Source organism: Streptacidiphilus sp. MAP12-20 (assembly GCF_041262525.1).
Classification (GTDB): Bacteria; Actinomycetota; Actinomycetes; order Streptomycetales; family Streptomycetaceae; genus Streptacidiphilus.
Map to the genome: position 1 here is coordinate 108,493 of NZ_JBGCCK010000023.1, position 12,242 is coordinate 120,734.

11 protein-coding genes are annotated in these 12,242 nt (G+C 71.0%); 6 read left to right on the plus strand and 5 right to left on the minus strand.

Features of this window, described 5'->3' with window-relative positions; all coding sequences use genetic code 11:
- Positions 1-53 precede the first annotated feature (53 nt).
- From ABIA32_RS26990 to ABIA32_RS27000, 3 genes are all read left to right on the plus strand, one after another.
- The gene (locus ABIA32_RS26990) at positions 54-956 is read left to right on the plus strand and encodes an SIS domain-containing protein (RefSeq protein WP_370100698.1); all 903 of its coding nucleotides are present in this window, start codon (positions 54-56) and stop codon (positions 954-956) included.
- Positions 953-2,236 (plus strand): 1-phosphofructokinase family hexose kinase, encoded by a 1,284-nt coding sequence (locus tag ABIA32_RS26995; protein WP_370100701.1) that lies wholly within the window; start codon positions 953-955, stop codon positions 2,234-2,236. The genes ABIA32_RS26990 and ABIA32_RS26995 overlap by 4 nt, the downstream gene beginning before the upstream one ends.
- Before the next feature lie 63 nt (positions 2,237-2,299).
- Positions 2,300-3,124, plus strand: a complete 825-nt coding sequence (locus ABIA32_RS27000; RefSeq protein ID WP_370100704.1) for a class II fructose-bisphosphate aldolase — start codon at positions 2,300-2,302, stop codon at positions 3,122-3,124.
- 101 nt (positions 3,125-3,225) lie between these two features.
- Here ABIA32_RS27000 and ABIA32_RS27005 read toward each other — a convergent pair whose 3' ends face one another.
- Positions 3,226-4,023, minus strand: coding sequence for a DeoR/GlpR family DNA-binding transcription regulator (locus ABIA32_RS27005; protein ID WP_370100707.1), 798 nt, complete (start codon positions 4,021-4,023; stop codon positions 3,226-3,228).
- A gap of 127 nt (positions 4,024-4,150) precedes the next feature.
- On the opposite strand from ABIA32_RS27005, the gene ABIA32_RS27010 reads away from it, so the two are divergent.
- Entirely contained in the window at positions 4,151-5,389 is a 1,239-nt protein-coding gene (locus tag ABIA32_RS27010) for a nitric oxide synthase oxygenase (RefSeq protein ID WP_370100735.1), read from the plus strand.
- Positions 5,390-5,415: 26 nt separating this feature from the next.
- On the opposite strand, the gene ABIA32_RS27015 is transcribed toward ABIA32_RS27010, so the two are convergent.
- From ABIA32_RS27015 to ABIA32_RS27030, 4 genes are all read right to left on the minus strand, one after another.
- Complete coding sequence (locus ABIA32_RS27015) at positions 5,416-6,327, minus strand: carbohydrate ABC transporter permease (protein WP_370100709.1); 912 nt, start codon at positions 6,325-6,327, stop codon at positions 5,416-5,418.
- On the minus strand, positions 6,324-7,205 hold the full coding sequence (locus ABIA32_RS27020) for a carbohydrate ABC transporter permease (RefSeq protein ID WP_370100737.1): 882 nt from the start codon (positions 7,203-7,205) through the stop codon (positions 6,324-6,326). The genes ABIA32_RS27015 and ABIA32_RS27020 overlap by 4 nt, the downstream gene beginning before the upstream one ends.
- A gap of 82 nt (positions 7,206-7,287) precedes the next feature.
- Positions 7,288-8,610: an ABC transporter substrate-binding protein gene (locus ABIA32_RS27025; protein WP_370100712.1), complete on the minus strand. Its 1,323-nt coding sequence runs from the start codon at positions 8,608-8,610 to the stop codon at positions 7,288-7,290.
- A gap of 313 nt (positions 8,611-8,923) precedes the next feature.
- The gene (locus ABIA32_RS27030) at positions 8,924-9,547 is read right to left on the minus strand and encodes a TetR/AcrR family transcriptional regulator (RefSeq protein WP_370100715.1); all 624 of its coding nucleotides are present in this window, start codon (positions 9,545-9,547) and stop codon (positions 8,924-8,926) included.
- Between the two features lie 153 nt (positions 9,548-9,700).
- Between ABIA32_RS27030 and ABIA32_RS27035 the strand changes: the two genes are divergently transcribed.
- Together ABIA32_RS27035 and ABIA32_RS27040 are read left to right on the plus strand one after the other, a co-directional pair.
- Entirely contained in the window at positions 9,701-10,873 is a 1,173-nt protein-coding gene (locus ABIA32_RS27035; protein ID WP_370100718.1) for an acyl-CoA dehydrogenase family protein, read from the plus strand.
- An 81-nt stretch (positions 10,874-10,954) separates the two neighbouring features.
- Positions 10,955-12,142, plus strand: a complete 1,188-nt coding sequence (locus tag ABIA32_RS27040) for an acetyl-CoA C-acyltransferase (protein WP_370100721.1) — start codon at positions 10,955-10,957, stop codon at positions 12,140-12,142.
- Positions 12,143-12,242: the final 100 nt, after the last annotated feature.

Here is a 12,242-nt window from a genome sequence, read left to right on the forward strand (position 1 = left end):
TGCGCAGTAATGAACAGCCGTATCGAACAATCAACAAAGAGAAGGTGTCGCCGGTGACCGTCGCCTCGCAGACCTCCGTGGAGATCGCCTCACAGCCCGCGCTCTGGCAGCGCGCGCTGGACCTGCTGCCGTCGTTCACGGACCTGCTGCCGCGAACCGGCGAGCGGGTCGCCGTGGTCGGCTGCGGCACGTCGTGGTTCATGGCCCAGGCCTACGCCGCTCTGCGGGAGGGCGCGGGCCTGGGCGAGACCGACGCGTTCGCCGCGTCCGAGGCCCCGCTCGGCGCAGGTTTCGCACGGCGCTACGACCGGGTGCTCGCGCTGACGCGGTCCGGTACGACGACGGAGGTGCTGGCACTGCTGGACGCCGTGCGCGGTCAGGTGGCCACGACCGCGATCACCGCCGACCCGAACACACCGATCGCCGATCTGGCGCAGGACCTGGTCGTGCTCGACTGGGCCGACGAGCGCTCGGTCGTGCAGACCCGGTTCCCCACCTCGCAGATGGTGCTGCTCCGCGCGCACTTGGGCGAGGACGTCTCGGGGCTGCCCGCGCAGGCCGCGCAGGCGCTGGAGCAGCCGCTGGACAAGGAGTTGGTCGAGGCCGAGCAGGTCTCCTTCCTCGGGCGCGGCTGGAGCTACGGCATCGCGCGCGAGGCGGCGTTGAAGGTGCGCGAGACGGCGGCGTGGTGGACCGAGTCCTACCCGGCGATGGAGTACCGGCACGGCCCGATCAGCGTCGCGCGGCCCGGCCGCGCGGTGTGGAGCCTCGGCCCCTTGCCGGACGGCCTCGCCGAGCAGGTACGGGCCACCGGCGCGCACCTGGTGACGGCCCGCCACGACCCGCTAGCGGAGCTGGTCAAGGTGCAGCGCCTGGGCGTCGCGCTGGCGGAGCGGCTCGGCCGCGACGTCGACAACCCGCAGCACCTGACCCGGTCGGTGGTGCTCTCCTCGTGATCGTCACGGTCACCCTCAACGCGGCGCTGGACGTGACGTATGTCGTCGACGGCGTGACGCTCGGTGCGACGCACCGGGTCCGGTCCGTCGCTCAGCGGGCGGGCGGCAAGGGCGTCAACGCGGCGCGGGTGCTGGCCGCGCTCGGCGAGCCGGCCCTGGCCCTCGGCCTAGCGGGCGGGGCGACCGGCGACGCGCTGCGCGCGGAGCTCGCGGCGTCCGGCGTCCCGCACCGGCTGACGCCGATCGCGGGCGCGACGCGTCGTGCGGTGGCGGTGGTGGACGCGGCGGCGGGCGGCGGGGCGAGCGGCGGCGGGGTGACCGGATTCTGGGAGCCGGGGCCGATGGTGACGGCGGAGGAGTTCGAGCGCTTCGTCCGGGACGACTTCCTGCCGTCCCTGGCGACCGCGCGGGCGGTGGTCCTCTCCGGCAGCCTGCCGCCGGGCGTGCCGGTCGACGCGTACGCCCGGCTGGTCCGTCTGGCGGCGGACGCCGGCGTGCCGGCGCTGGTCGACGCCGACGGGCCCGCGCTGCGGGCCGCGCTTGGGGCGCGGCCGGCCCTGGTCAAGCCGAACGCGGAGGAGGCGCGACGCGCGCTCGGGCTCGGCCTCGGGCTCGGGCTCGGGCTCGACGATGCGGACGGCTTGGGACAGTCTGCCGCAGTGGGCTGGCGCGGCCACGACCCGGACGACGCGGTGCTGCCGGTCGCGCGGGACGCGCGCACGGCGCCCCTGGCCGGACCGGACGCGGAGGCTGCACGACTCTCCTCGCGCCACGCTGCCGAGAGCGCGGCAAGGCCCGAAGCGAGCAGCGCGCGACCACGTCGAGCGGGGGCGGCCACTCCTGGGGTGACCTGCGAGGACGAGGGCGGATCAAGATCGCCGAATGCTTCACGTGAAACATTTGGCGATCTTGGTTCTGACAGCGCGACAGGCACCGAAAACGCCCTGCCCTCAGCGTTGGCCCGTGCGCTCGTCGCCGCCGGGGCGCGCGCCGCCGTGGTGTCGGCGGGGCCGGACGGGCTGGCTGCCGACTGGGGCGGCGAGGCCTTGCGCGCTGTGCCGCCGCGACTCGTCGCCGGCAATCCGACCGGCGCGGGTGACGCCGCCTCCGCCGCGCTCGCTCTCGCCCTGGCGCGGCGTCAGCCGCCCGCCGAGGCGCTCGCCGAGGCCGTCGCGCTCTCGGCGGCAGCCGTCGCCGCGCCGCTCGCGGGCGACTTCGACGCCGAGCTGTACGCGGAGCTCCGGCCGCTGGTCGCCGTCCGCGCCGTTGTGGCCCGCTGAGGCTTCACCCCACCACCCACTCCCCCGCTAGCACCCACTCCCACGATCCTGGAGCCACCCACCGTGCCTCTCGTCCCCCTGCAGCGGATACTCGACGAACGTCCCGTCTTCGCCTTCAACGTCATCCAGATCGAGCACGCCGAAGCGATCCTCGCCGGGGCCGAGCAGGCCAAGGCGCCGGTCGTGCTGCAGATCAGCGAGAACGCCGTCCGCTACCACGGCGTGCTCGCTCCCCTCGCCGCCGCGACGCGCCTCGCTGCCGAGCACAGCGGCGCGCAGGCGGCGCTGCATCTGGACCACGCGACCGACGAGCGGCTGATCCGCGAGGCCGCCGCGTGCGGATTCGGATCGGTGATGTACGACGGGTCGAAGCTCGCATGGGCGGAGAACCTGAGCAGCACGGCCGAGGTGACCGCCTGGTGCCACGCCAACGGACTCTTCGTGGAGGCCGAGTTGGGCGAGATCGGCGGCAAGGACGGCGCGCATGCGCCGGGCGTGCGGACGGACCCGGCGGAAGCCGCCGAGTTCGTCGCACGGACGGGCGTGGACGCGCTCGCCGTCGCGGTCGGCAGCGAGCACGCGATGACGTCCCGCACGGCGACACTCGACCTCGCGCTCATCACGCGGCTGCGCGAGGCCGTCCCGGTTCCGCTGGTGCTGCACGGCTCGTCCGGCGTGCCCGACGAGGCGCTGGTCGCTGCCGCCGCGGCCGGGATGCGCAAGATCAACGTCTCGACCCACCTGAACCGCCTCTTCACCGAGGCGGTCCGCGACGCGCTCGCCGCCGATCCGAAGCTCGTCGACCCGCGCACGTGGCTCGCGCCGGGCCGGGACGCCGTCTCGGCGGAGGTGGCCCGGCTGCTGTCTCTCCTCGACGGCGCTCGCTGAGCCGCCATGGATCCTTGACGCAGGATCCGCGACGCAGGATCCGCGACGCGGGATCGGTCAGCGCAGGGCAGTCAGCCGGAGCGGAATCAGCTCCCGAGAGGTCAGCCCAGGATCACCCGGACCCCCGCCGCGGCCAGCGCGCTGCGCTCGGGCTCGGCGGGGTCGGTGTCCGTGACGAGGGTGTCGATCTCGTCCAGCGGGCAGATCGAGGCGAAGGTCGCCTGGCCGAGCTTGCTGGCGTCCGCGAGGACGACCGCCCGCGAGGCCACGCGGAGGAAGGCGCGGTCGGTGTGGGCCTCCATCTCGTCGTGGGTAGTGCAGCCGGCGGTCGCGCTGAGGCCGTCGACGCCGATGAAGGCGAAGTCGAGGCGGTAGCGGGCGAGGTGCTGGTCGGCGGCCGGGCCGACCAGTTCGTAGCTGGCGCTGCGGGCCTGGCCGCCGATGACGACGAGCCGGATCTCCGGACGGACGATCAGGTCCGCGGCGATGTTCACCGCGTTGGTCACCACCGTCAGTTGCCCCTCCCGGCTGCCGTCCCCGCTGCCGTCCCCGCCCCCGCAGCGTTCGGCCAGGACGCGGGCGAGGGCGCTGACCGTGCTGCCTCCCGCGAGGCCGACGACCGCGCCGGTCGGGATCAACTCCGCCGCAGCCTCCGCGATCCTGCGCTTCTCGTCCTGCTGTCGGCCCGCGCGGTGACGCAGCGGCAGCTCCAGGTTGACGCTGCCGGTCACCGCGCCGCCGTGAGTGCGGCGCAGCAGGCCCTGCTCGTCCAGGGCCTGGAGGTCGCGCCGGACCGTGGCGCCCGAGACGCCGAGAAGATCGGCGAGCTGGTGCACGTCGGCGCTGCCCGCGCGGGCGACGTGATCGAGGATTCGGGCGAAGCGATCGGCCTTGAGCATGCCGTGAGTCTACGAGGGCGAGGCGCGAGGATAGCTGGAACCATCCCTTCCTGTCCGGAGATTCCGGCACCCTGCGTTCCTGGTCGGCCACCTACGGTACTCATGAGGTGGGAGGGATGTGTCCTTGCTGTTCACCCGTCATCGTATCCGCCGTGCCGCCGTCACCACCGACCCACCGCCGCCCGCGCCCGCGCCGGTCTGTCCGGTCGTGCACCAGCGTCCGTCCGGCCAGAGCCCTGGCCACGCCGTCAGCCCGGCGCCGAGGCCAGTACCGTACGTCACGCCGAACGCCGCACCGCCGTACCGGGCGGCGGAGGAGTTCATCCGCCGTTACACCGCCGAGTCCCCGCAGGTGGAGGACCCGGAGCCGCGCCTCGCCGAGGTCCGGGCGGAGCTCGACGCGTACGGCACCTACACGCACACGTCCGACGAGCTCGCCTACGGTGCCCGCGTCGCCTGGCGGAACGCGGCCCGCTGCATCGGCCGGCTGTACTGGCGCAGCCTGGTCGTCCGCGACCTGCGGCATCTGCGCCGGGCGGACGACATCGCCGAGCAGTCCTTCGAGCACCTTCGCCTGGCCGCCAACGGCGGACGGATCCGACCGGTCATCAGCGTCTTCGCCCCCGACCTGCCCGGGCGGCCCGCACCGCGGCTGCTGAACGAGCAACTGGTCCGCTACGCCGACGACCCGCGCAGCGCCGAGCGCGCCGAGCTGGCGCGCGAGCTCGGCTGGAAGGGCGGCGAGGGGCCGTTCGAACCGCTGCCGCTGCTGGTGCAGACCTCGCCGGAGCGGCCGCCCGAGTGGTACGAACTCCCCGACGACGCCCTGCTGGAGGTGCGGCTGACCCACCCCACCGAGCCGGCCTTCGCCGGGCTCGGCCTGCGTTGGTACGCGATACCGGCGGTCAGTGACATGACGCTGGAGATCGGCGGCGTCCACTACCCCTGCGCGCCGTTCAACGGCTGGTACATGGGCACCGAGATAGGCTCACGCAACCTCGCCGACCCCGACCGCTACGACCGCCTGCGGGCGGTGGCCGAGGTCTTCGGCCTCGACACCTCCCACGAGCGCACGCTCTGGCGTGACCGCGCGCTGGTCGAGCTGAACGCGGCGGTGCTGCACTCCTTCGCCCGCGCGGAGGTCACCATGGCGGACCATCACACCGAATCGCGCCGCTTCCTGACCCACATCGAGCGGGAGAAACGTTACGGCAGACCGGTCCCCACCGACTGGTCCTGGATCGTGCCCCCGCTCTCGGGCGGATCGACGGCCGTCTTCCACCGCTACTACGATCCGCCCGACGCGACCGTCCGCCCGGCGTTCCTGCGCCGGGCGGACGCGTGGGCCGAGCCGCACGCCGACTGAGGATCCAGTGACGATCCGGCTGAGGGTCAGCCCTTCGTCGCGCCCAGCGTCAGGCCCGCGATGAAGTGGCGCTGGAGCAGGAAGAACAGGATGACGGTCGGGAGGGCGACCAGCACTGAGCCTGCCGCGAGCAGGTTGTAGTCCGTGAAGAACTCCCCCCGGAGGTTGTTGAGGGCGCTGGTGACCGGCATCTTGTCGCCGGAGGACATCAGCACCAGTGCCCACAGGAAGTCGTTGTAGACCCAGGCGAACTCCAGTGTGGCCAGGGCCGCGAGCGCCGGGCGGCAGAGCGGCAGGGTGATCCGCCAGAACTGGGTCCAGACGCCCGCGCCGTCCATGATCGCGGCCTCGATCAGCTCGTCCGGCAGCGCCCGCATGAAGTTGCTGAGCACGAAGACGCAGAAGCCGGTCTGGAAGGCCACGTGAATGGCGATGACTCCCCAGTAGGAGTCGTACATCGTCATCGAGTCCGACATCCAGTACGGCAGCGGCAGCCGCGTGAACAGCTCGTACAGCGGGGTGACCATGACCTGCGGCGGCAGGAGGTTGCCCGCCGTGAAGAGGATCAGGATCGCGAAGCCGCCGCGGATGCGGACCCGGGAGATGCAGAAGGCCACGAACGAGGCGAAGAAGAGCGTCAGCAGGACCGCGGGAACCGCGATCAGGAGGGTGTTGACGAAGTACTTGCTCATCCCCGACTGCGAGAAGGCCTGCCGGTAGTAGTCGAAGCTCAGATGGTGCGGCAGCGAGAAGTAGCCGTACTTCGCCGTCTCCTGGTAGGGCCGCAGCGAGGCGTAGACGGCCAGCAGCAGCGGCGCGAGCCAGACCAGGGAGACGGTCATCAGGAAGGTGTGCAGCCCGAGCCGGGCCGGCTTGACGCCCGGTCGGCGCTGCCCGACCGCCCGCCCCCGCAGCGGGCGCACCGTGGTCGCGCTCACCTCTTCTCCTCACGAAGTTCCGTCATGCAGTAGGCGACGATGCAGCCCACCGAGATGAGCAGCAGCACCACCGCGATCGCCGAGCCGAAGCCGATCCGACTGGCCTCGCCGATGATGTTGTCGGTGATCAGCACGGAGAGCAGTTCGAGCCCGTTCTTGCCGTTGTTGATCGCGTAGACGATGTCGAAGGCGCGCAGCGCCTCGATCACGGTGATCACGCCGACGATGACGTTGACCGGTCGCATCACCGGGAAGACGACGCGGAAGAAGGTCTGCCGCGAGCTGGCACCGTCGATCGCGGCGGCCTCCTTCAGCGTGGGGTCCACCGACTTGAGCCCGGCCAGGTAGAGCACCATGACGTAGCCGGAATGGCGCCAGCCGGCCATCAGCAGCACCATCCAGATGTTCAGATGCGGGTCGCCGATCCAGTCGACCGGGTGGCTGCCGGGGCCGGTCTGCCCCAGCAGCGCGTTGAGCGCTCCGTTGTCGCGGGAGAAGATCAGCTGGGAGATGAAGCCGATCACCGCGAGCGAGAGCACCACCGGCAGGTAGATCGCGCTCTGGTAGAAGCGGCTGAACCGGATCTTGCGGTCCAGCAGCACCGCGAAGAGCAGCCCGAGCGGGGTGGCCACCACCGCGAGGAAGGCCAGCCAGAGCAGGTTGTGGTAGATCGCGGTCGCGAACGGCGGGTAGTTGGTGAACAGTTCCTTGTAGTTGGCGACACCGACCCACTTGATGGAGCCGATGCCGTCCCAGCCGGTGAACGAGAGCCCCACCGAGGCCAACGTGGTCGCCCAGACCAGCACGAGGTCGAAGAGCAGCGGCAGACCGAGGAGCAGCCCGATCACCAGGCGGTCGCGAGTGGTGAGCCGACGCATGCGGCGCCGCCGCCCCGGGGTGGGGGCGGCGGGCGTCACGGGCGTCGCCTGCGTTTCGGTCGTGGTCACGGTGGTGTCGAGCTCAGCCTTCGGTCGCATAGATGGCCGTCTTCTGCCGCTGGATGCTGTTGCAGAGTCCGTCGACGTCCTTGGGGTTGTTCAGGAAGGTCTGCAGCGCCTGGATCATCACGGTGGAGACGAAGTCCGGGCGGCTGTCGCGGTCCATGAACTGGGAGATGCTCTTCGCCGTCGAGACCAGCTTGGCCCCGGACTGCTGGAGCGCTGAGTAACCGCTGGTGTCCACGGCCGAGTTGACGCCGAGCAGAGTGGGGTCGGCGGAGAGGTAGTCGTTCTCGGCCTTGGGCGTGCCGAGGAAGGTGAGCAGCTTCTTGGCCGAGGCCGGGTTCTTCGCCTTGTGCGAGAGCAGGAAGCCGTCGATGGGCGCCTCGACGGCGTCCTGGCCGATGGCCGGGTCGATCTCGGGGTACGCGAAGAAGTCGAGGTCGGCGACGTCGGTGCCGAACTGCTGGCCCAGGAACATGCCGAGGGTCATCATGCCGGTCTTCTTCTGCTGCAGTGCCTGCGCGGACTCCTGCCAGGTCAGGCCGAGGGCGCCGGGCTGGTAGTAGGGCAGCAGCTCGCGCCAGGTGTCGAAGACCTTCTTGACCTTGGGGTCGGTCCAGTCCTCGTGACCTGCCATCAGCGACTTGTGGAAGTCGTAGCCGTTGGTGCGCATGTTGATGTAGTCGAAGGTCCCCATGGCCGGCCAGCCGTCCTTGTCCGAGAAGGAGATGGGGACCAGGCCGTCCTTCTGCATCTGCTTGGCGAGCGCGATGTACTGGTCGAAGGTCTTGGGGATCTGGTAGCCGTGCTGCGCGAAGACGCTCTTCCGATAGAAGACGGCCCACGGGTAGTAGTAGTACGGGACGAAGTACTGCTTGCCGTCCAGGCCCGTGGACTGCGCCTTGATGGCGTCGGAGAAGCCGGTGAAGCCCGACCAGACGTCGCTGATGTCCGAGAGCAGGCCCTTCTGGGCGAAGTACTGCATCCGGTAGCCGGCGAACCAGCCGAACACGTCGTCCGGGTTGCCCTGCAGGTAGCGGTTGATGTTCTGCTGGAACGAGTTGTGGTCGACGGTGTTCGTCTTGACCGAGTAGCCGCTGTTGCTGGTCTGGAAGTCGCTGATCGCCTTGGCGACGCCCTGCTTCGGGACCGGGTCGGACCAGTTGGACCCGAAGCTGACCGTCTTGTTCCCGGATCCGCCGGGTCCGGACGGGCCGCTGCTGCAGGCGGAGAGGATGGCAGGGAGGCTGACCGCTCCCGCGCCGATGGCGGCCGCGCGGAGGACGGAGCGTCTGCTGGGGTTCGTCGAACTGGTGGTACCAGGTGTTCCGGGCGTTGCCATGTCCCCTCCCGTGGGGTGCAAACCGTGGAGTGCAGGGGGTGTGCAGTGGCGTGCAATGGACACACAAACGAACGTGAGCGTTCAGATACCACCAAGGGGGTGACGGTCTGTCAAGGTCCCCGACAGCACAAACTTGCAGCCCAGCACGGGGACTGTGAGCGCCGGCCGATGTGACACGCACATGTGCGCGAGAAACCGCTTATGAGCGGGCTCTTGCGAGCATGTTGAAGAATGTTGATTCACGCGGGGTTCGGGTAACGATTTGAACTCACGCCCGCCATACGCCCGCCGCGCGCTTGGCTCAGCGCATGCCTCAGCGCCGTCGGAAGCGCTCCTCGAGACCGTGCAGCAGCGCCTCCAGACCGAGCTCGAACGCGCCTTCGTCCACCGCACGCTGACGGTCCGCCAGCAGATGGGCCTGGCCCAGGTGCGGGTACTGCTCGGCATAGAGGCCCTCGTCGTCGACGAAACCGCCCGCGAAGGAGCCGAGCGCGGAGCCGAACACCAGATAGCGCATCAGCGCGCCGATCCGGGTCGCCTCGGCGCGCGGCCAGCCCGCGTCGACCAGGGCGCCGAACACGGCGTCGGCGAGCCGCAGCGCGTGGGGGCGGCGGCCGGGGCCGTGGGCGAGGACCGGCACGAGGTTGGGATGCGCGGCGAGGACGTCGCGGTAGGAGCGGGCCCAGCCCCGCAGCGCGTCGGGCCACGGGTCCCGGCCGAGCATGTCGAGCCGCACCTCCCCCACGACCGTGTCCACGACGGCGTCGAGGAGCGCGTCCTTGGTCGGGAAGTGGTTGTAGAGCGAGGGGCCGCTCACGCCGAGCTCGGCGGCGAGCTTGCGGGTGGAGAGTGCCTCCAGGCCCTCGCCGTCGACGAGCCGCAGCGCGGTGGCGACGATGCGCTCACGGCTGAGCAGCGGGTTGCGCGGCCTGGCCATCGGGCTCCCGCCCTCTCTGTTCTCGTCCGATCTCGGAGCTGCTCGCACGCGTGTCCGGGGACACACTTCCCTAAGCGTGCCGCATGGAGTTAGAGTCCAAAAACTTGCACTGCTAGTTTAACGGCAGTAACCGCATAACCGCAGGGGAATGACGTGAACCTGGAGCTCAGCGAGGAGCAGGCCGCCGTCCGCGAGCTGGCCGCCGATTTCGTGAACCGCGAGATCGTCCCGCACGCCGCTGCCTGGGACCGCGCCGAGGAGGTCGACCGCGGCATCGTGAAGCAGCTGGGGGCGCTCGGCTTCCTCGGTCTGACCATCCCCGAGGAGTACGGCGGCTCCGGCGGTGACCACCTGGCGTACGTGCTGGTCACCGAGGAGCTGGGACGCGGCGACTCGTCCGTGCGCGGGCTGCTCTCGGTCTCGCTGGGACTGGTCGCCAAATCGGTCAACCATTGGGGCACCGAGGAGCAGAAGCAGCAGTGGCTGCCACGGCTCTGCTCCGGCGAGGCCCTCGGCTGCTTCGCGCTGACCGAGCCGGGCACGGGATCCGACGCCGGCAACCTCAGCACCCGGGCCGTGCCCGACCCCGAGGGCGGCGGCTGGGTGATCAACGGCTCGAAGATGTTCATCACCAACGGCACCTGGGCCGAGGTCGCGCTCGTCTTCGCCCGCACCGGCAACCCGGCCGACCCCGCGCAGGCGGGCCACAAGGGCGTCAGCGCCTTCCTCGTCCCCACCGACTCCCCCGGCCTGACCCGGACCACCGTCCACGGCAAGCTCGGCCTGCGCGGCCAGCCGACGGCGGAGCTGGCCTTCGAGGACGTCCGAGTGCCGGCCGAGGCCATGCTCGGCCCCGAGGGCAAGGGCTTCAGCGTGGCCATGTCCGCGCTCGCCAAGGGCCGCATGTCCGTCGCGGCGGGCTGCGTCGGCATCATCCAGGCCTCCCTCGATGCGGCCGTCGCCTACGCGACGCAGCGAGAGCAGTTCGCCAAGCCGATCGCCGCGCACCAGCTGGTGCAGGAGATGCTGGCCGACATCAAGGTCGAGCTCGACGCCGCCCGACTGCTGGTGTGGCGGGTCGCCGACCTGATCGACCGCGGGCTGCCGTTCCAGACGGAGTCCTCGGTCGCCAAGCTCTACGCCTCGGAGGCGGCGGTCAAGGCCGCGAACACCGCACTGCAGGTCTTCGGCGGCTACGGCTTCATCGACGAATACCCGGTGGGCAGGTACGTCCGCGACGCACGGGTGATGACCCTCTACGAGGGCACCAGCCAGATCCAGAAGCTGCTCATCGGCCGCGCCCTGACCGGCGTCAACGCCTTCTGACCCACCTTCACGCCCCACCACCCTCACGATCCGCCCTCACGCCCCTGCCCTCACACCTGCTCTCCCCTCAGGAGCCCGACGATGCGCCCCGTGTACTTCGCCGCCGCCAGGCGGACCCCGATCGGCCGCCTGCGCGGCGCGCTTTCGAGCGTCCGCCCCGACGACCTGGCCGCCACGGCGGTCCGGGCCGTGCTGGACGCGTTGCCCGCGCTCGACCCCGCCCGGATCGACGACGTCTACTGGGGCGCGGCCAACCAGGCGGGCGAGGACAACCGCAATGTCGCCCGGATGGCCGTGCTGCTGGCCGGCCTGCCGGACACCGTCCCCGGCGCGACGCTGAACCGGCTCTGCGCATCGGGCCTGGAGGCGGTGACCACGGCCGCGCGGGCGATCGCCTCCGGCGAGGCGGACATCGTGCTCGCCGGCGGCTCCGAGTCGATGAGCCGGGCCCCCTTCGTGCTGCCGCGCCCGGACCAGGCGCTGCCGCACCAGCAGGAGATCTTCGACACCAAGCTCGGCTGGCGGCTGGTCAACCCGCGGATGAAGGAGCTGCACGGGCTGCTGCCGATGGGCGAGACCGCCGAGGAGGTCGCGTCCCGGTACGGCGTCAGCAGGGAGGATCAGGACGCCTTCGCGCTGCGCTCGCACCTGGCCGCCGCGGCGGCGCGCAAGGACGGGCACTTCGACGCCGAGATCGTGCCGGTCGTGCTGGCGGACGGGTCGGTGGTGAGCCAGGACGAGTCGATCCGGGCGGACACCAGCCTGGAGAAGCTGGCCTCCCTCAAGCCGGTGTTCCGGGCCGGCGGAACGGTCACGGCGGGCAACGCCTCGCCGATGAACGACGGCGCGGCCGGACTGCTGCTGTGCAGCGAGGAAGCGCTGGCGGAGCTCGGCGTCGAGCCGCTGGGCCGATGGGTCGGCGGCGCGAGCGCCGGCGTGCACCCGGACGTCATGGGCATCGGCCCTGTACCGGCCGTACGGCGGGTGCTGGAGCGCAACCGGCGGACACTGGACTCGGTCGGGACCGCGGAGTTCAACGAGGCCTTCGCGGCGCAGGCACTGGCGTGCGTGCGCGAGCTGGGCATCGACCCGGAGCTGGTCAACCCGCAGGGCGGCGCGATCGCCATCGGCCACCCGCTGGGCGCCTCGGGCGCGCGGATCCTGACCACCCTGCTGCACCGCATGGCCCGCACCGACGCCCACCGCGGCCTGGCCACCATGTGCGTCGGCGTCGGCCAGGGCACGGCCGTCCTCGTCGATCGGGACTAGTGCTTTGACTAGTAGTTTGTCGCGGCTTAAGTTCGCTGTACTGGGTAGAGGTGGCGTAGTTTCACGCGTGCGTCGTCGGTGGTGAAGTGCCAGTCGACTT

Excerpts from the sequence above, each read along its gene's own strand:
- ABIA32_RS27005 (WP_370100707.1), bottom strand. The coding sequence starts at position 4,023 with ATGCTCAAGGCCGATCGCTTCGCCCGAATCCTCGATCACGTCGCCCGC.
- ABIA32_RS27020 (WP_370100737.1), bottom strand. The coding sequence starts at position 7,205 with ATGCGTCGGCTCACCACTCGCGACCGCCTGGTGATCGGGCTGCTCCTC.
- ABIA32_RS27025 (WP_370100712.1), bottom strand. The coding sequence starts at position 8,610 with ATGGCAACGCCCGGAACACCTGGTACCACCAGTTCGACGAACCCCAGC.
- ABIA32_RS27030 (WP_370100715.1), bottom strand. The coding sequence starts at position 9,547 with ATGGCCAGGCCGCGCAACCCGCTGCTCAGCCGTGAGCGCATCGTCGCC.
- ABIA32_RS27040 (WP_370100721.1), top strand. The coding sequence starts at position 10,955 with ATGCGCCCCGTGTACTTCGCCGCCGCCAGGCGGACCCCGATCGGCCGC.